The sequence below is a fragment of the Leptospira brenneri genome, from assembly GCF_002812125.1.
GTDB classification, from domain to species: Bacteria; Spirochaetota; Leptospiria; order Leptospirales; family Leptospiraceae; genus Leptospira_A; species Leptospira_A brenneri.
In genome coordinates, this window is the sequence record NZ_NPDQ01000004.1 from 340,632 (window position 1) to 362,730 (window position 22,099).

Below are 22,099 nucleotides of genomic sequence, written 5' to 3' on the forward strand. Positions count from 1 at the left end.
TGTTCTCGAGCGAACTGAAAGCGATGTCAACGCTAACCCACGATGAGGTTAGAAAACTTTTATCAGAAAACACTATTCATCGATTATAAAGTTTTTTCTTCAGCCGCTTCCTTTTAAAAAAGTATAGGACTTCGTAGATTCCTGATTTCAGAATAAATCGAAGCTGCTTCTTATTTGCCCAAGATTCGACATGGTAGCGTTCTAAAAAGTATGGATCGTTGAAAGACGATATTGGCTTACAATTTGTACAAAAAATATACTTATAACCTACTTCAATCATTTTACGAAAAGCATCAAAACCATATGACCACTCCTCACCACCAACCCAAGTAAACGTATCGACATCTTCAAGAAGATTCTTCTCTAGCAGGTTTTTCGATTTTTTTATCTCAGAATCAATTTCAAGCGGAGAAAGAGTGTCTGCCAATCTTTTATGATTCATTGAATGACATGTAACTACATGCCCTCGTTTTCTTGCATCTTTGATTTCTTGCCATGACATTCCGATTCTCTTTTCCAAGTGATTGGGAGTAAAGCCGATCAGATTCTCCTCACAAAAATGCTTTTGTTTGTCTGGATCCAAATCAACGAGGCCAGATGGAACCATAAGCCAACCTGTAAACCCAAACTCTTCTAGTAAAGGTAAAGCTATATCAAAATTTGACTTTAATCCATCGTCAAAAGAAATAACCAAACCAGGTTTCTTATCTTTCCAGATTCCCTTATTTAAAAGAGCCTCTAGAGATTCCATATCACAATTTACATAATTTTTCTGATACCAAATCAATTGCTCGCGAAATGAATTAAAATCACCACTAGGAGTGTCATGATATGTTACGACTTGCACATAAGGAAAAATCCATCGATAATAGAAAAGACTAGCAAGAAATGTGAAGGTTTCCGTACCTAAACAGAATTCGAAAAACTTTTTAAGATGTGTTTTTAAATATCGAACCATTTTATGAAAGCACCAAGTTTAGAGACTTTAGAACGAAGAAATCTTAGTATTGTACAAACAGAAATCGCCAATACAAAAACAATATACTAGGCTTATATAAAAACCAACCTGAGTTCGAATTTTTACCTAACAACTTGATTCTTTTCTCTATGGTCAATAAGCATAACGGCAACTATATAATTTCTATAAAGAGATTTAGGGTAAAATTTATAAAGATAAATTTTATTTACTTGAGTACAAATAGTTTCTAAAACCATTTTCTCCACTCGCCAGTTAAGTGATAGGATTCAGCATTTAACCCTCGCTTAAAATTTGCGATCCCTTTAGGGGTATTTTCCGCAAGTCCACCAAGATCAAATCGAATACTTCCATTTTGTTTTGCATGAATTATCGCATCCCAAAGAAGAACGGAATTTGCTTGAGCTATACGTCCTTTCTCGTTTGTAATTCCTATGAGATATTCTGAAGTATTACCAAATTGAAGAGTCACTAAAGCTCCCAAAATGGATGTTGCGCTAATAATTTCAGAATCACTAGCTAAGAATAAATTAAACCTAAAAGAAGTGCTTTGATTATTTACTAGAGCGATTAACATTTGTTCGGACATACCATCGAAACCTTTACTCATTTGCTGTTCTTTGTAAAGTTGCAGCAATAAATCTAAATGTCGATTTGCACCTATATCGGTGTGAATTTTTACTTGGAGTTTCTGTCCCTTGCGAAGACAATTTCTCCATTTACCATCTAACTTCATTAGCAATTTATCCTCATCATCAGTTAGAGATAATATTGCGGAATCGGCAGGATAATTTAGTCTTTTACGAAAACCCATCTGATAAAGCTGTGTTTCAATTTCATTATCTGGAGGCAATTCAGGTGCAACTTGTAACATCCACCAACGACGGCGGAATGATTCTCTCGTCATGACCATAAGAGCATTTAATGCCAGTCTATTTTTGAAGTTTCCTTCACCTCGCAACATCAAAGGTCCTCGATTGATCCTTGCTACTCCAATACCAAACACAGGAATTTTTTTTACGAGAACCTGAAACAGTGCAGTTGGCACCCCATCCTCTAAAACAAGAAAGCGCACAACATTCCAGCTCTCTGCATCGGCCTTACTAGAACCGTATTCCCATGTTTGAGTCAAGTTTTTGTTCGGACAATTCAACCAATAACTTTCCCAAATTTCTTGAGATTCTATTCTTTTTATTTCCCATCTTGCGAGAATTGTTTTTCTTATTTTTTTCAAACTGGCGCCAATACTCCTAAAATTTACATCTCTGTGAATGGGAAGATAGAGTCTGGTCAGTCGCAAATGACAAGCTAGTTTAAAATTCTCTGGATCGCAAGTGACCTCAGGTGATAAATCTGGCCAAGTTAAAGCAGGAAGACCAGAGCGGTTTAAATCAGTATAAACCTTTTCTGCACTAGCTTTATCAGAAAAAGAAAAGCCTGCCAAATATCTAGAAAAATTTGCTGGGACTAAACTGCCTTCAGCCGACGCACTCATATTCTCTATTACAGATTTCCAGTTCTTTGTAAACTCTTCCCGGCATTTTTCTATTTCATTAATTCGCATTTGCTCATATTTCATTAATCGCTTTGCTAAAAAACTCATTTCAAAAGGAAAAGTAAAGGTTTCGGCCGGAAGGGCATCACGAGAAAAAGATAAGAAGATATTTTTGTTCCGAATACCAAACTTCTGCAAAATCCTCTTTAACAACCAGATAATACTATGCAATGAAAATTTGTTATGTTCTCGTTTGAGATTCGCCACAATTCCATCTAAAATTTTTACTGAACCCTCTTCTAACCCTGCTGGACCTTCCTTTCGGATTAACATCAAAGCACCATCTGGAATAGCAATATGTTTGTGCGGACTATAAATTACACAGTCTCCACACTGACCAACACCTGGTATCGGACGCAAAACATGAGCAGCATCCTCAACTAACCACGCACCACTTGCCTTGCAAATGGCAACAGCTTCCTCACTTGCCGCTGGCTGGCCAAAATAATGAACAAGCAAAAAAATATCAGGTTTGTCCTCAAGTGCTATTTCAGAAATTTTGGTGGTGGAAGGACACCCGTTCTCATCAACCGGATAAAAGAAAAATCGGACATTCAATTTTCTCAGAAGAAAGAGAGACTCATTACAAAAGTAATCAGGAACCCAGAATGTGAGTTTCTCCCTTTTACTTAATTGTTTTCTCCAGATAGCAATCACATATAAAGACCAAGCCGAGCGAAAAAACCAAAAAGAAAAGTCGTAAGATCCCTTCCAAAGATGTAATAAGTTAGAGTCTTGAACACCGTAATCAAAAAGTATCCTTATCAGATCTAATAATTTCGGCAAAGGTGAGTGAGTGATGCGATGATTAAGCATGTTTGCGATTTACGATGACTCAGGGAACTCCAGACAACTTTACTGTTAATTTAACGGCTATAATTCGAGTAAAAGAAATTGGATTAAAAAATAATGATCTCAGCATCAATTGAATTCCTTGAAAAGTTTTACCGGAACGCAAATAACTCCTAAACTTCTCAAAATCAAGACGGAGACAAACATCTTGCCATAATTTATCACGATCAGAATCAAATTGTTGAATATTATAAACATGCTCACGCATCATATTGCGCTGATTTTTATCGATTTTTTCAATGGAATTAGAGATATTATCATCCTCGATAATATATTCACCAAGTGCTTCTTGAATAAATAAAAACTTTGCATTTAGAAATGCCATACGAAGCCAAAGATCATAATCCTCAATAATTACATAATCAGGAGATTCATTAAACCGCAATTCGTTTTGAATCAGAAAGCTTGTTCGTATTGTAGTAGCAGATGTTGAAAGCCTGTTTCCTTTTGTCAGGAGAACACGATAAAAATCAGACTCGTAAGGTCCGTATTGTAAGAGCCTTTTCTCTTGGTTGTCAGGAGTAGTTAACATTTCGTTATGAGAAAATACATCTATCTCTGAGTTCTTGGTTATAGATTTTTCTATTTCAAAAAGTCTATTTGGATACCATAAATCATCGGCATCTAGAAATGTAATCCATGGAGCGGCAGCTTTCAGAATACCTCGGTTTCTAGGAGTGGCAGGGCCCCCCGAATTTGGTGCCCAGTGATAATGGATACGAGTATCCTTAAAATCGTTTACAACCGATTCAGTATGATCTGTTGAACCATCGTCCATTATCAAAAGTTCAAAATTTCCATAGGTCTGCCTAAGAACAGATTCTATTGTCAGCTTTAACTTTTCAGCTCGGTTATAAGTAGGAATAACAACACTAAAAAAAGGCATAAAAAATATTAAACAAGTGATAGTAATTGTTTAAATCTATTTAAAGATTCAAGCGAATATGGACGATACATTGCATTAACGTATTCAGAAACAGCAGAGACATCAAAAGATTTTTCAAACTTTGATGTCTGAATTTTATATTTGAGATCGGCAAGGTCCTGGTAGGTAATGTTTGTTTGCCATAAATCAAAATAAAAAAATCTCTCATCAAAAAAGTTGCCATCGCGATTGTATTGATAAGCTCGAACCCCTTGCATTAGAGATTCAATACCAAATGAATTATCATTGAACAAAACGCAGTCGTAAGTATCACGCAACAAATTCATATCTAACTCAAAAACTGCCTTGAAATTGAGTGGCAATGAATCAACCATTCTCAAATCAGTTTGCATATACAGTGGATGAAACTTGAGATCCACATAAATATCACTATCACCAAAAACATTTATTAAATCGGAAACTGTTGCTTGGTATTGTTCCAACTGAACAGGAAATGCATATAATATTCGCTTCAGTTTGGTAGGGTTAGGTGTTTTTACTTCAAACTTATCACCTTCCGTTTTGTATTTGAATCGAAGGGCCGAAAAAACTTCTACAGGAATAGAATAATGTCCATTCTCTAATAAATACTTTTTAAAATGTTCACCGACGGTTAGCAGAATATCTGGCATCGGATGTAATTCGCTATCCTTTTGCGTAGGAAAGAAGTTTAAAAAAATCGGAGAAAAACCACTACTTTGATATCCGATCATTTGAACATGATGTTTTTTTAGTTCATGGCAGCAAATTTTTTCCCAGGATTGGTTTTCAAAGATATACACAAAAGTATCAATACTCAATTCTGCTAACTTTTTACATTTATATTTCTCTATATATGCTTCAAAAGATCTTAACAGCAGATAATCCAGCAGCAAAGAACGGTTAATAGATTTCGTAATGTCTATACCATTCAATGAGTATGTTTTTTTTACCTGAATCAATCCGGTAAAAAAAAAATTTAGAACTAATTTAATAACATCTAACAGAGAGAGGATACTGTATGAACAAATTTGGATATTACTCCTTTTTACCTTTCCAAATCTTCTCCAAAGATTTAGATCTGTACCACTATAATAAATAACAACATTCTTATAAGCAGATAAATCAATCGGCAGCTCACGAAAATAATCATCGACTAATTCTCCATTTTTAAAACTTTTTGGAACTAACCAGGTTCTAAAAACTACTGCATTTCTGGGGATAAACTTCGTTCTAAAGCGAAGGGTAATATACAATATTCTCACAAACATGAGCATAAGTCTGATTGGAAACTGAATGATTCGAAGCCACAGGAGGGAGCGATGTGGGAGACTACTGGATGCCTCCTTTGAAATCGATTCGAACAAATGAGTAACAGTTTCCTGTTTGCTAAGAGTAGGACTTGCCAATGCTGCAAAATTGCCTTTTAACTCTTCGAAAACATCACTAAGTACTTTGTTATATTCTTGAGGATAAAAAGAATAACCTTGTTTAGTCATCTCAAAGCCCGTCTATTTTACTAACTTAATTCCCACTGGAAGATACGGCAATTTTTGAAATTTTTTACGATAAAACGGTGAATTGGGGTCAAGATAATAGTAAGGATCAAGTCGCTTCATAAAAACATTAGAACCAAGCAAGGAATCTGAACAGGCTTTACTATCAAAGTCAACTGTACTTCCAGGAAAATACGAAACCAGAGAATCGATGGAAAAACACCAACCAGATACCTTCTCATCATAATGATTATCTTTATCTTCCGTCGCGCTAGTAGTCAGCAACATAAGACCTCCTTGCTTAATGAGACGGGACAATGATTTTATATTATCGTTGAAGAGTTCAATATCAGAATGTTCAATAGCAGAGACGGAAATCACCGCGTCTACCGATCCAGACTCAATAGGTACGTCATGAAATGGAGCTCTGAGATAGCGAATCGTTCCATATTTCATATGATTTTTGAATAATCTTTCAAAAAGATATTGAATGTATGAATTTATTTTTCGAATGATGCGACCCGGTAACTCTGGCAGTTTTTTGAATTTTTTCCATTTTAAATGATTCAGTAACTTCTCACTCTGTTTGCTATTAAAGTTAATAAATTTCATGTAAGGGTGATGATAAGAAATTTCTACATTTCCCTCTCCATAAATTTTAAAAATCCCTTTAGAGCGAGGCGGAGGTGTTCTAGGAGAAAAATCTAGACTGATTACATTATATCCTCTAGAAGCAAGCAAATACTGCATTATACCCTGGCCAGCTCCAGCATCCAAAATAGTACTACCAGGAAGAATACCTGCTTTTTCTAATTCTTTCAATATCCATACATGATCCAAATCATAATGCCAACCATTGGGCCGATCCATTACTCTCAACCAATGGGTAATCTCTTTTATTTTTTCTTCATCATTTAGCAAAGATGCAAAGAGTAATTTTATTTCAGTCATCATTTTTCCTGTTCTTCATTATTGTCTCTGCTAAGTCCCAATCTGCGATATCGTCGATATCAATACATTCTATAGAATTTCGAGCCATAACATAGGGTTCTGGTTTACAACCAATTCGATGTTTGTTTTGCAAAAAACTTTGCCCAGAAAAAACGTAAAAATTTGAATTTTCTTCGTATATAACATCTAAATCCTGAGTACGAGTTAATATTAGTGGATTATGATTTAAAGGCGACAAGTGTTTATCATAAAGGCGAGTTTGAATCGCATTAACAGAAAACAAACTATCGAGTTTCTTTTCCGACTTTCCCTGCCTATATTGATCAACTGCTGCGAGCACAGTATCTTTTTTCAGAAGTGGATTTGTACTATGAGTTTGAAAGTAGTCATGATCAATACCTAACAATGAAATGTCATAATCAATAATAGCATTCATAGAAACAAAATCACCGATGAGATCAACCGGTCTTTCTATTATCTTTACCCAAGTTCCATATTCACTTATCGCAAGTTCGTTAATTTCTTCGCTATCAGTATTGATTGCAAGTTGTTCAAATAAATTTGTCGCTTTAAGGGTATCTGCTATATAGAAAAAAAGAGGTTTACCATTCATTAAACGGACATTCTTTTTTGGAACCCTTTCAGAATGTCCTTTCATCGGCAATAAAGCAATCATACTTTTCAATTCATCCGACCAAGGACAGCTTTGGCAACATTCCGGAAGTAACGAAGGAAAATATTATTCCTACGCGATTCATAGGCAATTTGTTTTGCCCTGGCTTTCCGTAGGCCCTCCATTGAGCGTTCATAATGAGATGATGATTGAATTGTTGATTTGCCTTTACGGAAAACGGCTCTAACATATTCATCCCCTTCTACTAGAACGAACCCACATGTTGACAGGACATATTCCAGTGTTGATAGAGAAAAATTATATGTATGTGCTAAAACGCTATAAAGTTGATAATTAAATGAATACTCTGCTTTGTTTTCCAAGTCCATGATTCCTGGAACTTCGATATAAACTAAAGAGTTTTGATGTGTCATTTTAGCAATCAACTTAGTTGCATGAGTAAGGTCTGGAAAATGTTCAAAAACATGACTCATTATCAGTATGTCACACTTTCCTTCAACTGCCAACTCATCCAAACCACCTTGTATGGTCTTTATCCCTTTTTCCTTAGCTAATTTTAAAGCAGCACTTGAAAAGTCACAGCCAATCATTGAAATATCAGATATAGAAGAAGCCAAACGATCCCGAAGTCCGGAAATTCTTTGACCTGATCCACAACCGACTTCAAAAATCTTTAGCGAACTTACATCTGCAGGAATATTCCTGATTAGCTGTGCAAAGGTTTCATCCTTTTTCGGAGGTGTGAGAAACTCACCTCCTCCCGAAACCAATGGCCAGTATATAAGATCATAAAATTTAGGCAGCGATTTGGGATGAATTCTCAATGTTTGAGAAATTAATCCACAAGCATAACAAATCTGAGTGCCAAAAGGCAGACCAAACCGATCATATCGACTGAGCAATTTGAAATTCTTTTTACCGCAAAAACACTTTGTAACGACTTCCGTTGTAATCTGCCCAAGGTAAACTAATTCATTGAATTGATTAAAGGCTTTTCTTTGCCTTTCATCAAGTGACAATCCGTTTTCTTCAAAAATAGTCAAAGTATCCATGACAATATCCTCAAGTAATGCTGTTTGATCTCGAATGTAGTATTCTATCTTCAAGAATACTACGTAATTTAATTACCAAATCATCAGATGGGAGATTCGCACCATACTTCTTTAAATAAGAACTATCATTAACATCAGCTCCATAACTACCGGTTTTTAAATAATTGGATAAATCAGATATTAATTCTTCTGGAGATTCGCACCAAACAACTCTTCGTTTTATGGCACTTAGGAATTCTTCTGTATAAGTATTTCTCCCGCCAAGTACAAAAACAGGTACTTGGGTACTACAAGCTTCCACCAAAGTGGTTGCCGGAGTATCAAGGATGATAGCTCTTGCCGTTCTTAACAGGGATGTGAAAGATTTCGAATATTCAATTTGAATTTTCTGAAATTCATACGGGATCTCATTTAATCCGGGAGTATTGTTAGCTTTGAAAACAACCGTATAATCAGAATCATTTAAGAAATTCAGAATGATACGATGAGCGTTAAATAACCGCGAGTCCGGATCTGGTTTATCCAGAAAAGGTACGGCAGTCTTAAACCATTTTCCTGTCGCATAGACAATTGTCTCACCATTCACCCATTCAATTTTTTTCTCAATACTTCCAACTGTATGAATTTGAATATCTCTATAATTCTTCAGCCAATCAATATATTGCTCAGCAACAACAGGAGCGTAGGCAAGGAAATCTGTAGCGTAAAAGAGTTCTGTATAAAGACTCAAATGGTCGAAACCTGACTGACCCTTTTCACCATGTTGCCAGACAATCAATGGTAGACCTACAGTAACAGCCGTATGTGCAAGGAAATTATCTACGGGAAAGGACAATACGGAAGTAACAACTGCATCATAACTTTTCATAGAATTAGAGACTTCATTGCTCTTTTTAGCAAAAAAATCTAGATCGGATTGTATTGCATGAGCCAACGGTACTAAATCAAATGGGATTGCATCGTTATCTTTTATCGAAGCGTTCAAAATACCAAAAAGCTCTTTTGATGCAATTTTCTTTGGTGAATCGGAAAGATAAGGAGGAAAATGCGAACGAAAAATCCGATTGAATGCAGAATTTTCCCTTAACTTCAGCCAATCACCTCCTGCCCCAATGATCAATAGATCATATATCCCATGATGAGAACTTTTTGTTTTTTGGTAGTCTCGAACCCTTCTTAGCAAGGTTCTCACAGAAATAGGAAGGGCAGAAAGTATTCTTTCTCTTAAGGTAGTTGCCTTTATTTTTTCGGAAATTTTTTTGATCTGGAACTGGCCCTGATTAAAAATTCCAGAACGGCTCAAAACCTCAGAAAATATAGATCCTGGGTCCGGTCGGAAATCCATAAAAATTTCAGACTTTGCCTTGGTATAACATATAGTAAGTGTTGGGTCGAGTTTCTTTTTGATGGAACGAATGATAAAAGAGTTAAAATGAATTTGCCCTATCACTGCCCAGAGTTGAAAAGCATAGTAGTTGCCGATTTGAATATCAAACTCAGGATATTTTCTTTTAGCAAAACTGTTCAAAGATTCAATTAGCGAATCTATTTTTTTCTGACTTTGTTCTTTCTCGATTTGGTATTCTTCACTTTGAAATAACTCACCTAACGTACATGCAGACCAGCCATGAATTTTTGTCTCATGCATTGCTTCAGGACCTATTGGTAACACGAGATCTGTCTCTCTTCTTATCGCTGCATAACTGCGGCTTTGAAGTCTTGTTTGGAGGATTACTAATCGTTCAGTCATTCAAAGGCTTTAAAAGTAATGCAACTTTTGACAAATCTTCAGGCGTATCTACAGCGTAGGTTTCATATTGAGTTGGAGTCATTTTTACTTTTATGTTATTTTCTAAAACTCGCATCATGTCGATAGACTCTGCTATCTCCAGAGGTGTTGGAGTCATATCTGTATATTCGATCAGGAAGTCCCTGCGAAATGGAATGATACAAACCTGTTTCCCCATAGGTATATCTGCAGTTTTACTCCTAGTAGGAATAGGCTCACGGGAAAAATAAAGTGCGTTTCCTGCAAGATCGCAAACAACTTTGATGCAGTTGCGATCTTCAAATTCATCATTATCCCGAATTTTTCCGAGTAAATTAACTACTTGAATACTTGCATCTTCAAACATAGGTTTTAATGCTTCAGCAATCATTTCGGGGTGCGTCATTGGTTCATCGCCTTGAACCATGACCATGATATCATAACGACAATTTCTTTCTGCTTCCAGGGTTAGTAATGCTTCTGCACACCTGTCAGAAGCGCGATCATGTTTATCGCTTGTCATTACTGCCGTACCGCCAATTGAACGGATATAATCAAAAATCTCTTTGTCACAAGTAGCAACGGCAACATCCTCTAACATTTTAGATTGAGAGACTCGTTCATAAACATGTCCTATCATTGGTTTGCCGTGAATTTCAGCCATTGGTTTCCCGGGAAATCTGCTGCTACCCATTCGGGCAGGAATAATTGCCAATATCTTCATTATCTCTAAATATCCTCCCTTTTAAAGGCTTCCTGAGCTCCTGCACGTAAAAAAAGTGCGTCAATTGAATATGCAATGAACCGATAACCCTCGGCAATGCGTTTTTGCAATTCTTCGTATTTTGGTGCTACAATATGAATGCCACATGGAATTTTTTTTTGTTCGGCCAGTTTAAGAATTTCGCTCATTGCATCAATGAAAACAGGATCATCGAATTTTGCTGTTACACCTAATGATGCAGACAAATCATAAGGGCCTATCATAATTGCATCAAGCCCTTCGACAGAAAGAATCTTTTCCAAATTCCCGACAGCTTTTGAATTTTCTATCATAGCGACTAGAAGTGGATTTTGTGCTTCTTGGCGATAAACTTCAAAATTCTCACCAAAAAGATTTGCCCTAGAAAAACCTACACCTCGAGTGCCAGCGGGTGGCCAACGACAAGCATCGCGTACAGAACGTAACTCATCATCTGTTTCTATCATAGGGACAATGACACCACCTGCCCCTGCATCCAGAGCCTGTTTACACTCTTTATTCTTTCCCTCGGACAAACGAACTAAAGGAAGGGCCGTACCCAATTCTAGAGCTCTAAAAATATCTGGCAACTGATGATGGCCTATCGCCCCATGTTCCATATCCACAGCAACCCAATCAAAACCACACTGCCCCATAATTTCTGCGATTGAAGCATGTGGGATCTGCATCCAACTGCCAATGCTGATGCTATCGGAACGTAATTTCTCTCGGATTTTATTGATTTGTTCAATTCGGTTCATAGTTCTGAAAAATTGTAAATGGAAGTTCCTGTATAGTTAGTAAATATTTCTTGGTTAAAAGAATGAAGCCGTAATATAAAATCAATGTTATTCGAATTTGCTGCTTCTAAATCAGCAAGAGCATCACCAATCATTAAACAATCAGAAGTAGTTACATCAAGATTTCTCAAAGATGTTGCAATTGCAACAGACTTGGATAACGGTGCACCGTAAATAGTATTAAAGCAAGAACTTAACTTCAAAGAATGTAAAATAGAATTCAATTCATCTTGAGGAGTTGCTGAAACAACTATGAAAATTTGTTTATGTTGATTGGATCGTATATAACTCTCCACACCGGGAACCCACTCTGAATCCAAGACACCTTGTAAGGCGAGTTTACTAAATTTTTCGGAATATTCGCTAATCTGTTTATTATCGAATTCGATACCTGCAAATTTCCCATAAATAGGAATTTTTTCAAATCTAGACATTCCGCCATTTGCAATGTGGTGTTGTTTAACTTTTTCAGCAATTTCTGAACCGAAGTTTTCAAACAGCTTTATATATGCTTGAGTTTTGACATCAACGGATTCCTTTATGACACCATCAAAATCCCAAAACAAAACTTTGTATGTATTAATGGCCTTCGGGATTTTCTTCACGATGAATTTCTTCAATGACTTCTAATAAACCTTGACCTAAATCGACAAATTGCTGAGGAACTAATTTCTTAGCAGTCTTAGGAGTGTAGCGGTAAGGTGTATGCCCGTAATGATTTGGTGTGGAACTTTTACCATGAAATTTAACCTTTCTCGGCTGACCGGCAATTTCAAATAAAACAGAAATAAGATCATCAACTCGAATCAATTGCTGCCCAGTAATGGTAATTGCGCGGTTTATAAAGGCAGGATCTAAAATATCCACGCTAAGACGTGCAGCATCTTCTACATGTATGTACTCCCGCATTTCAGAACCGTCTCCACTGTATTCCAACTGACCTTCTTTTACTATTTGATTAGCAAAACGCCGAATGCCGTTCCAATTCTGAGCGCGGGGACCGTATAAGGATCCATAACGTAGTAAAGTAAATTCTAAACCAAAATGCTCTGCATAGGCTTCAATGATGATTTCTGCAGCTTGTTTACTGGCACGGTAAAAAGATCCATAACTACTGTAAACATACATGGTCGAAGCATACACAAATCTTTTCAAGTTTGCATTTCTAGCGACTTCTAAAACTTTCGTTAAACCCATTACATTCGACTGTATGGTTTCATACGGATGTGCTCTTGATGCCTCTATGTCAGCGATTCCAGCAAAATGATACAAAAGAGAAACACCTTCCATAGCTTTAGCTAAGGAAGTTTCATCCATATAGTCACCAACAACCATTTTTTGACCATTCCCCAACCAGGGTGAAACAGATCGATCAAAAATAGTTACGTCATATCCACGTTTGCTGAGTTCATCAGCTGTGTGACTACCCATAAAACCACTGCCACCAATTATCAAAGTTTTCATAAACTACTTAGTTGAGAAAAACAAATACCATCTACCGGCATCAGCTCTCATTTCACTCCAGATTCGATTAAAGATAATCCCTTATAAGAATTTAATATACTTGCATCGAGCTTTATACTTTTTCAGTTATTCATTACCAATACCATAATAGGTTATGTTGCTGAAAATTACAAATCTCGAAGGAATATATTGAAAATGAGATTTTTATATATTGTCTATGCTATCAGTAATCCATACACAATGGCGCACGATTAAAGCAGGAAGTGAATGTATGTCCGAACTTCCCAAGATTACTTGTTCGAGAGGTTGCCTTTTTTCTTGGCCACATGCCATAACAAATATTTTTGCAGCATTTTTAATAACCAAAGGTGTGATTGAAAATCGTTCGTGAGGAGCTTTGGGACCGATAATTGGAACTACCAATTGATTAGCTTCATCCATTGCCGAACTTTGAGGAAAAAGAGATGCTATATGACCATCTTCACCAATACTGAGTAATAAAATATCGATTTGCTCCGGCAGTTTAACAGCATATTGCTGTGCAATAGATTCTTTATCACTATGTTTAAACTCAAAACAATGAACAAAGCTATTTTTCGGTATTGAGGTTTCGAACAAATTGTTCATAGCAAGCGCATAATTGCTTTCCGGATGATCGAGAGGAACAAAACGTTCATCACTAAAGTAAAAATCAATATTTTGAATGTCTTGAAAGTTTGGGAACGAAGCCCAGGTTCTATATAGTTGGGCAGCACTGCGTCCACCGGTCAACATTACAGAACATCGCTCTTTCCTTGAAAGAACATCGAAGATTGCCGAAGTCAAGATCGCAGAGAGTTCGCCTGCCCAAGCCGATGGAGAAAATCTTCTAATATCCATTTTTATTTATTAAAAGGTGAGTTGTTATCATTATACAAATTCTGCCAATTTACTTGGGTATCTATTATTATATAATTTAATGGTTTTATTTAGTTCGCGAAACACACTTGGTGAACAGTTTTTTTGCACCAACTCCACTAGATCGCTATACATCTCACTTTCTGGTCTTCTATCTTTTTTCCAACCATAACCCGCATGGCCCTTCCCGTCTGAAATGGATTCTCTCGGCAAGGACTGTCTATTGAGAATGGATTTTATTCTACGGCTATGATCACGATCAGTAAAAGACTTCAATTTGTTTAGTGTTGCATCTGTATTAAAAACAATTTCTTCGAAACTTAAATCCAATACCTGTAAACCAAGGTTTTTAACTTTTTCAATATTTTTCAATAACCAAGGGTAAGTGCGAGTTATACACAAAACAGCTCTCTCTGTTAAATTAGCTGTCAAGTATTCCTTTTCCCAGCCTTTTACGAACCATGGAACTTTGATATCATTAACATAGAATGACATAGTAAATTCACGAGGTGATTCAAAGCGTTCGAGGTAGCTTGCAAAATGATTTACCATATATAATGGATGGCGCACAACTTCGATAATTTTAACCCTACTACCGTATGCGAGCGACAATAAATCGGGTGAAAGCATTAGCATATGTGACATTGCACAAAAAGCCAAATTTTCTTTATTAATTTCAGCCACTTTTGAGTCACCTTCACCTAAAAAAAGTCGAAAAATTATTTTCAATTTATCATGTGAATTTTTTAATCCAGTATCATCACTCCAACGCAAATTAGTTTCTCTACCGATCACATTATGGTATTGAGAACAATCGGCGTATGTTCTTAGCATCCAAAGTGCACCATCAAGATCTATTTTCTTTAGATGAAAAAGCCAGCTAACATACTCATAAAGACTTTCAACCTTTACTTTTTCAACCCCTGCCATCCCAGAAACAATGGGACCAAGAAGACTTTTTCCCGTTCCCCATAAACCATCAATGAAGATGATATCGTTGGAGAAAGTGTTACGTTTTTCTAATTTCAAGTTAATTATTCTCTGCGAAAAAGGAAATTGGCGTAAGGTAAGTAGTAATTTTCGTCAAAGTAAGGCTCATGGCGACTGATAGGATCCTTAAATCCCTTTCCTTTTAAAACTGCCTTAATCTGGGATAGGCGATCTAGATCATTTTCATTAGCTTCTATCATCAGAGACTGTAACCGATTATCCGCTAACGTATTAATCGCTCCCGCAACAATTAGGGGCTCAATTCCATCAACGTCAATCTTGATATGTGTTGGAAATGGTGCCGCATTCATAGCAATTAATTGATCGATCGAGTAAACCTGTATTGCTGTCGGATCCGTGGCTTGTTTTGTTTCGCTCAGCTGATTATCTGCTGAGCCTGGTGATGAGTTTGGATCCCATCTAACTATTGAATTTTCATTAGATAGAGCAAAAGGATATGATACAATATTACCAAATTTGTTAAGGCCTATATTCTTGGAGAGGAGCCAGAAATTAACTGGCGAAGGCTCAAATGCACAAACTTGGATTCCGTTTCTTGCAGCATAAAGACTATAACAGCCGATATTTGCTCCTATATCCCAAAACACATCATCATTAGAAAAGCTATCTATCCAGGCAAGTGTCTCTGGTTCTTTTGTAAAAAAAGTCCTAACCCTAAATTCTGATGTTTTTCCATACATCGCGAATTTAATTAATCCTTTCACTGTAATTACCTCATGGATTGGTAAATTCTCGTCTTGGAATGGTAAAATCTCAAGACCGGCAACAAAATTTGGCTTATGCTCTTTCATTAATGCTCCTAAAATTCTGGTTTATTTCACCAGGTGCTCCATCCACCGTCAACACGTAAGACTTGACCGGTTATATAAGCGGAAAGGTCACTGGCGAGAAACGCAATCGATCCCCTAAAATCATTTTCCGTTGCCATCCGCTTCATTGGAACTCTGTCTTCATAACGCCGAACAAATTCTGCAGGTTGGTTTCGAAATATCCCACCTGGAGATATAGAATTCACTCGAATATCTGGTGCAAGAGTTGTAGCTAACCAATGTGTGAGTTGAACAATACCACCTTTGCTCGCTGCATAGGCAGCTGGATTTGCCATAGTTGTTCCTTCGTAAAGGCGCCAGTCTGGACCAAATTCTCCGTATATAGATGCAATGTTAATGATATTCCCACCTTTAGAATTACGTAAACTCGGAGTGAAGGCTTGACTGAGGTGAAATCCAGCGGTAAGATTGACCTCTACCGCGCGACGCCAAGTGTCAAGGGTCTGGTCTTCAAACGAAACAGACCAACCCAATAAATCCGAAGCACCCACAAATGCGGCATTGTTTATAAGACAGTTCAGTTCTAGACCATCATCTTTTACAGATGCAATCATGGACAAACGATCTCTCTCCGATTCCAGATCACAAAGTATGATTTTAGTACCAACACCCCATTTTGAACGTAGCCCTTCTTCCAATGACTCTAATGCAGTCTTCGATCTGTCCACCAATATCAAATCGGCACCCAACTCGGCCAAAGTATCGGCCATAATTCGCCCTAGTCCACCACCGGCACCAGTAATCAATACTCGGCGATGATGCATATCTGCTAATTTTGCAAAATACTTCACAAATTCCTCGTTCGACGCTGCATCAAAAATTCTGCTACTTCAAAGTCAAATAACGTATCGATATCAATAGCTCGTTCCGTAGGGACATTGACCGCCCGAACTCTACCTGAGAAAATCGATGAGTTTGAAAAAACAAACTTTGGATCAACTACGAAGGCAACCGTAGCCATATCAAAAACTTGTGGGGCATCTTGTCTTCGGAAAACTCCTTCAGCAGGTGGTGTGACTAAGCCCACAAATTCATCATTTGTATATTTCACCATGTTAAACGATGGATTTCTGTGTGCATCTGTTACAGTAATCACAACATCCGCATTACCCTTTTCAAACTCATCGAGACATGCGATGATATCATCTATAAACCGTAAGGGTGCGGTAGCAGGAATAGAGATCATTGCATCTGGTAATGATCCTTCCGTTTCTTGTATGTAATTTAAAGCATGACGCCAAGCCAGCCATTCAGGACTGTTATCACCAGCTAACTCAGGAGGGCGCATAAACGGAGTTTCCGCACCGTATTCACGGGCAACTTCAGCAATTGAAGTAGAATCAGTAGATACAATCACACGGCGAATTCTGTGAACTGCTTTAGCTTGTTCTATTGCCCAAGCAATCAAAGGTTTACCTGCGAATGGTCGAATGTTTTTATTTGGTAACCCTTTCGAGCCACCTCGTGCAAATATAAAGCAAACTGTATTCATTTTGGTAAAAGGAAAATGTTTCCCTGGTAAGTCTTTAATTCATTTAAACTTATCTCTAAAGAAACATTGTTATCTATTTTATAAGTACTATAATTTAATTCTTCAACTAATTGGATAATGTATTCTGATATACTTCGATCAACATCATCGAATGCTGATTCAATCTCAATAATCATTATTGGTCGGTATCGGCAAATTGATTTGTATGCACCCTTGAGTGCAGGAATTTCTCCCCCTTGAATATCTATTTTTATTAAATCAACAGATTCAAGATCCATTTTAGCAATATAATCATCTAAACTGTAACTTGGGACAGAAATTGATTCTCGCCCTTCAACAAATAGAGGTCGATTATCTCCCGAATGATGCGGGTCAATATACAACTCGATCGTACCACTACTTTCGCCGACAGCTGATTCATTAATGAAAATATTGTTACCAGAGGTTATGTTCTTTTTAAGAATTTTAAAGGTGATTGGGTCAGGTTCAAATGCATGAAGTTCGCGAACACCAATAATCTCTACTAGAAATTTAGACCAGTAACCTATATTTGCACCAACATCAAAGCAGACAGAATTTTTCAAGGGTAATGTCTTTAGATAATCCAATTCAATTGCCTCGGCAATTCTATATAAGAATCTCTTTTTAGAGTAATTACAACCAGGTCTTAGGTATAAATCGAAACCATGGTTCATTCTTACAGGAGATTTCCCGTTGTAGTTTGCCCAATTTTCTTCATCTTTAATAGTCATAATATTACTACCCTTGATTTTTCCTTGCTGGATTTTCGAACTGCTTCAATAATTTCTAATACTGCCAACCCATCTTCACCATTAACCAATGGATTTAAACCATATTCCACGCACGACAAAAAATGTTTCCATTGTGCACGGTAGCTATCATCACCTTGCTGAACATAATGAAAAAGCTTTTTCCAAGCCTCATCTCCAACCCGATATTCTTCTACCTCTCCCGTCAAACCATTCCAACGTAAACTTCCTGATTCACCTATAACTGTACACAATCTTACTCTATCGTGACGAATAAAATCTAAACTGACAGAAGCTACCGGCGGAACTTGTCCAGAGACTTGAGGTTTAAAGCCAAGTGTCAGATGAGCGGTGTCTTCCACATCTATCTCAAGCGAACTTTGCCGGTTCAGCCAAGCTTGAACCCAACTAACATCTCCAAAGATCCAACGTAAATAATCCAGTTCATGACTAAGTTCTAACAAAACCCCTCCTCCCAAATCCTTCTGGGCGGAAACATTTTGTCGGTAGTCGGTCTGAGGACGCCATGATGGAAGGTATTGTCCAATTTCACAGCGTATAGAAAGAATTCGTCCAATAGTTCCTGCATGGATACAATCTCGAAATTTTTCAAGAGATGGTAAAAAACGAAGGTTATACCCGACTTGCAAAACCAGTTTACGCGTATGAGCTTTTTCTATAAGACTAGAAACACCTTCCGTTGTATCACTAAGAGGTTTTTCTATAAGTAAATGACAGTCTAAGGCGACTAAAGCCAATGCAGTGCTAATATGAAATGGTGCAGGATTTGCGATAACCGCTATCTGCGGTGCAAAAGTAGCAACCTGTTCCATATCTGCTAAACAACCGTCAGCAAACTCAGGTGTCTCTGCCCCGGGTTTGTGACGCAAAACCTTAATTTCTGCATCTGGAAATAATTCCCTTGCTAGACGTAAATGACGTTTACCAATACTACCAAGCCCAACAATTAAAAGACGATTAATCATTCTGTAATTGTATAAAGTTAATTCAAATTCAAATAGATGATAGAATAGCACCTTGTTGTATCAAGGATTCAAGTGTCATTTTGTAGTCACTATTGATAGATTTTGATAGATATGCGATTGTCGCCATACCTACACACTGATCTGGGCAAAATGAAAATGAACTATTCAATCTCTCACTAAGATAAAAATTTCTTTAGAATTTTGAGACCAATCTCGCCGCTTTTTTCTGGGTGGAACTGACATCCCGTGATATTATCTCGATGAATTACCGCAGGTATATGATTACCACCATAATTACAAGTTGCCAAAAGATGATTTTCACTCTGAGGTACAGCCATAAATGAATGTACGAAATAAACGGAATCTCCAACCTGAACGTCTGCTAATATGGTCTGATTCCAAGCGTTCAAGTTTTTTAAACCTTCCAGTTCATTCCATCCTATATGCGGAATTTTTAACTGTTCAAATTCACCTTGCGAAGGTACAGGGATGACCCTACCTGGAATCAAGCCAAGACCTTTGGTGATTCCAAATTCTTCGCTTTCATCCAGTAATAATTGCATTCCCAGACAAATTGCCAGCAGTGGAGTACCTTTGTTTGATATCTCTTGAATTATTTCAATTAGACCAAGTGAAGCAAGTGCGTCCATAGCATTCGAAAAAGCTCCAACTCCGGGCAGAATTACATGTGTTGCTTCACGTAATTCACCAGCATCTGAAGTGATACAAACATCCGCTCCTACGCGTTCGAGACCGCGTCGCACACTAAGTAAATTGCCAACACCGTAGTCAATAATTGTAGCTTTAACTTTTTGCATATTTTCTCAGCTGAATCCCATTAGAAGAAGCCTCTTCCTTGATATTACCTATGGTTAATCTCTCATAATGTAGTACATCGGCCATAGCGACTGCATCTGCTAAACCCTCTTTTGCCACCTGCACCAAATGTGCAACGTTTCCCATTCCTCCACTTGCGATGACAGGAACTGTTGTTTGTTCGGCGACTGCTCGCACCAAATCTACATCAAATCCCTTTCTTGTGCCTTCACGATCAACTGATGTGAGCAAAATTTCACCAGCTCCAAGCTGTATTCCTTTTTGTATCCATTCCAAAACATCTAAACCCGTTCGTTCACGCCCATTCTCAGTAAATACTTCCCATTTCTTAGGTCCAATACTCTTGGCTTGAACGGAAAGAACCATACATTGACTTCCAAAACGTCTGGAAATTTCAGTGATAAGTCCCGGATTGGCCACAGCAGCCGTATTAATAGCTACCTTGTCTGCTCCACTTCTTAGTAAACGAGTAGCGTCTTCCACAGAGCGAATTCCGCCACCTACCGTTAATGGAATAAAGATATTCTCAACCGATCTTTCTAAAAGGTCACTAAGATTATTTCTACCATATAAACTTGCAACAGTGTCGATGTAAATCAGCTCATCCGCTCCCTGTTGATAATATTTATGTGCATATTCAGCAGGCGATCCAATGACACGCAAGCCTTCCATATGCACACCCTTAATTAGATTCTGCCCTTTGATATCGAGACGGGCAATGATTCGCACCTTACGCATTCAAATGTTCCAATTGTGTTTGTTCAAAGACCATGTCGCAATCGCCATTTTCCTTCTTCAAATTTCCAAAGATGAGGGGATCGAAACTGATTTGTAAGGAGGCGAAAATATTCCCGATCCATTATCGGTTTTTCAAACATCTTACTTGCTGTTGGAAATTCGGTATCAGGCAAACTAAGATAACTAAAAATTTCATCAGCAAACCGCTCCGGGAATTCATGATCGAACTTCTTTACAAGTGCGACACCTTCCTCTCTTGTAATATCAGCAGATCTTATCTCTTGAGCTGCGTCATAACTTGCGCGACCTATCCCGAACTTTATTCCCGTAGTAAAGTAATGAAAATCATCAATACGATCATCAATACTATTATACTTACTGTAAGTTCCCGGAGTTCTCTCAGGTGAAGCTTGAAATCCACCATGCTCAACTGCATAGTAATATGCACTTTGCGGATGCCACTTTAAGTAATATCCTAGATAGTGCACTTCGATTCCTTTCTTCTGGATCTGTGTTGGGTCAGCAGGTAAATACGGTTGTAAGTCATTTCTATCGACTCCAAATTGTTCTGTCAAATCCTGAACAGAAACACCGCCAAGGAAGACCTTTGACTTATCCTCCACCGTAAAATAAGACCAATCCCTCTGTGCGGACTCTGTATCACCGATCGGATTTCCGTATTCTGCCTCATTCTCTCCATAGAAAACAAGTGGAATGTCAAACAGAAGTGCCATTTTTGGAGCAAGAGACTTCTGACCAAACATAAATGCTTGAAACGGGTGAAACAGCAACTCTGTTGATAATCGAGTTAGCAATCGATGTACTCTTCCATTGGGAGTCATCAAATAGTTGTCGTGGCCAGCATGGATCCAAGATTGGAAATTTTTCCAGCCCCAATCGGTATAGACATGAGGCGCCCAAGTAACAGTAAGAGGGTGCATACCATATTTTGTTTTCAATATATGGGAAGCATAAAAACTGTCTTTGCCACCTGAGCCAGGAACTATACAATCATAAGATCCGTCCGTCTTACGATGTTTATCACAAAGTTCACGCAATTGTTTTTCGCGCAAATTCCAATCAATCGTATGTCGCTTTCTTTCTGTAAAATTACAAGCATCGCAAATTCCATTTTCATCAAAATGAATAGTAGCTTTCTTCGAATCTTTTGTGTGCTTATACTCAACGGCAGAATTTGGCCGTTGGTTTGAGATTACGCATTTTTTACAAAATGCTACTTTCTTTGGAAGTCCATAGTAAACTTCATTCGGCTCGTCTGTTTGAAACTTACTCAAATCGACTTCTTCAGGGTATTGAATTTTTTCCATTCTGTTCTCCAATTAA

The 22,099-nt window shown here is 37.6% G+C and carries 22 protein-coding genes; all 22 read right to left on the reverse strand.

Annotated elements, in window-relative coordinates; all coding sequences use genetic code 11:
- Positions 1–76 precede the first annotated feature (76 nt).
- The 22 genes from CH361_RS10785 to CH361_RS10890 all read right to left on the reverse strand — a co-directional run bounded on the left by CH361_RS10785 (position 77) and on the right by CH361_RS10890 (position 22,083).
- The gene (locus CH361_RS10785) at positions 77–958 is read right to left on the reverse strand and encodes a polysaccharide deacetylase family protein (RefSeq protein ID WP_100790813.1); all 882 of its coding nucleotides are present in this window, start codon (positions 956–958) and stop codon (positions 77–79) included.
- A 247-nt stretch (positions 959–1,205) separates the two neighbouring features.
- Positions 1,206–3,347 carry a peptidoglycan bridge formation glycyltransferase FemA/FemB family protein gene (locus tag CH361_RS10790; protein WP_100790814.1) on the reverse strand — a complete coding sequence of 714 codons (2,142 nt, stop codon included), beginning with the start codon at positions 3,345–3,347 and terminating at the stop codon, positions 1,206–1,208.
- Positions 3,348–3,366: 19 nt separating this feature from the next.
- On the reverse strand, positions 3,367–4,269 hold the full coding sequence (locus tag CH361_RS10795; RefSeq protein WP_100790815.1) for a glycosyltransferase family 2 protein: 903 nt from the start codon (positions 4,267–4,269) through the stop codon (positions 3,367–3,369).
- Positions 4,270–4,277: 8 nt separating this feature from the next.
- On the reverse strand, positions 4,278–5,786 hold the full coding sequence (locus tag CH361_RS10800; RefSeq protein ID WP_100790816.1) for a hypothetical protein: 1,509 nt from the start codon (positions 5,784–5,786) through the stop codon (positions 4,278–4,280).
- A gap of 12 nt (positions 5,787–5,798) precedes the next feature.
- Positions 5,799–6,734 carry a class I SAM-dependent methyltransferase gene (locus CH361_RS10805; RefSeq protein ID WP_165782254.1) on the reverse strand — a complete coding sequence of 312 codons (936 nt, stop codon included), beginning with the start codon at positions 6,732–6,734 and terminating at the stop codon, positions 5,799–5,801.
- Positions 6,727–7,410 carry an acylneuraminate cytidylyltransferase family protein gene (locus CH361_RS10810; RefSeq protein ID WP_208861424.1) on the reverse strand — a complete coding sequence of 228 codons (684 nt, stop codon included), beginning with the start codon at positions 7,408–7,410 and terminating at the stop codon, positions 6,727–6,729. Before CH361_RS10810 ends, CH361_RS10805 begins: the two co-directional genes overlap by 8 nt.
- 5 nt (positions 7,411–7,415) lie before the next feature.
- A complete protein-coding gene (locus tag CH361_RS10815) occupies positions 7,416–8,420 on the reverse strand; it encodes a class I SAM-dependent methyltransferase (RefSeq protein ID WP_100790818.1) in 1,005 nt (334 codons plus the stop codon).
- A 10-nt stretch (positions 8,421–8,430) separates the two neighbouring features.
- On the reverse strand, positions 8,431–10,170 hold the full coding sequence (locus tag CH361_RS10820) for a hypothetical protein (RefSeq protein ID WP_100790819.1): 1,740 nt from the start codon (positions 10,168–10,170) through the stop codon (positions 8,431–8,433).
- Positions 10,163–10,912: a 3-deoxy-manno-octulosonate cytidylyltransferase gene (gene kdsB, locus CH361_RS10825; RefSeq protein WP_100790820.1), complete on the reverse strand. Its 750-nt coding sequence runs from the start codon at positions 10,910–10,912 to the stop codon at positions 10,163–10,165. The genes CH361_RS10820 and kdsB overlap by 8 nt, the downstream gene beginning before the upstream one ends.
- Before the next feature lie 5 nt (positions 10,913–10,917).
- Positions 10,918–11,691: an HpcH/HpaI aldolase family protein gene (locus CH361_RS10830; protein ID WP_100790821.1), complete on the reverse strand. Its 774-nt coding sequence runs from the start codon at positions 11,689–11,691 to the stop codon at positions 10,918–10,920.
- Positions 11,688–12,335, reverse strand: a complete 648-nt coding sequence (locus CH361_RS10835; RefSeq protein WP_165782255.1) for an HAD family hydrolase — start codon at positions 12,333–12,335, stop codon at positions 11,688–11,690. Before CH361_RS10835 ends, CH361_RS10830 begins: the two co-directional genes overlap by 4 nt.
- Positions 12,310–13,194, reverse strand: a complete 885-nt coding sequence (locus tag CH361_RS10840) for an NAD-dependent epimerase/dehydratase family protein (protein ID WP_100790823.1) — start codon at positions 13,192–13,194, stop codon at positions 12,310–12,312. Before CH361_RS10840 ends, CH361_RS10835 begins: the two co-directional genes overlap by 26 nt.
- A gap of 204 nt (positions 13,195–13,398) precedes the next feature.
- Positions 13,399–14,073, reverse strand: coding sequence for a 6-phosphogluconolactonase (pgl, locus tag CH361_RS10845; RefSeq protein WP_100790824.1), 675 nt, complete (start codon positions 14,071–14,073; stop codon positions 13,399–13,401).
- A 30-nt stretch (positions 14,074–14,103) separates the two neighbouring features.
- Complete coding sequence (locus CH361_RS10850) at positions 14,104–15,120, reverse strand: hypothetical protein (protein WP_100790825.1); 1,017 nt, start codon at positions 15,118–15,120, stop codon at positions 14,104–14,106.
- Between the two features lie 5 nt (positions 15,121–15,125).
- Complete coding sequence (locus CH361_RS10855; protein WP_100790826.1) at positions 15,126–15,893, reverse strand: FkbM family methyltransferase; 768 nt, start codon at positions 15,891–15,893, stop codon at positions 15,126–15,128.
- 26 nt (positions 15,894–15,919) lie between these two features.
- On the reverse strand, positions 15,920–16,696 hold the full coding sequence (locus tag CH361_RS10860) for an SDR family oxidoreductase (protein WP_100790962.1): 777 nt from the start codon (positions 16,694–16,696) through the stop codon (positions 15,920–15,922).
- Positions 16,697–16,719: 23 nt separating this feature from the next.
- Positions 16,720–17,424: an acylneuraminate cytidylyltransferase family protein gene (locus CH361_RS10865; protein WP_100790827.1), complete on the reverse strand. Its 705-nt coding sequence runs from the start codon at positions 17,422–17,424 to the stop codon at positions 16,720–16,722.
- Complete coding sequence (locus CH361_RS10870) at positions 17,421–18,176, reverse strand: FkbM family methyltransferase (RefSeq protein ID WP_100790828.1); 756 nt, start codon at positions 18,174–18,176, stop codon at positions 17,421–17,423. Before CH361_RS10870 ends, CH361_RS10865 begins: the two co-directional genes overlap by 4 nt.
- Entirely contained in the window at positions 18,173–19,180 is a 1,008-nt protein-coding gene (locus CH361_RS10875; protein WP_100790829.1) for a Gfo/Idh/MocA family protein, read from the reverse strand. Before CH361_RS10875 ends, CH361_RS10870 begins: the two co-directional genes overlap by 4 nt.
- Before the next feature lie 176 nt (positions 19,181–19,356).
- Entirely contained in the window at positions 19,357–19,998 is a 642-nt protein-coding gene (hisH, locus tag CH361_RS10880) for an imidazole glycerol phosphate synthase subunit HisH (protein ID WP_100790830.1), read from the reverse strand.
- Positions 19,985–20,755: an imidazole glycerol phosphate synthase subunit HisF gene (gene hisF / locus CH361_RS10885; protein WP_100790831.1), complete on the reverse strand. Its 771-nt coding sequence runs from the start codon at positions 20,753–20,755 to the stop codon at positions 19,985–19,987. Before hisF ends, hisH begins: the two co-directional genes overlap by 14 nt.
- 23 nt (positions 20,756–20,778) lie before the next feature.
- Complete coding sequence (locus tag CH361_RS10890; protein WP_100790832.1) at positions 20,779–22,083, reverse strand: N-acetyl sugar amidotransferase; 1,305 nt, start codon at positions 22,081–22,083, stop codon at positions 20,779–20,781.
- Positions 22,084–22,099 lie beyond the last annotated feature (16 nt).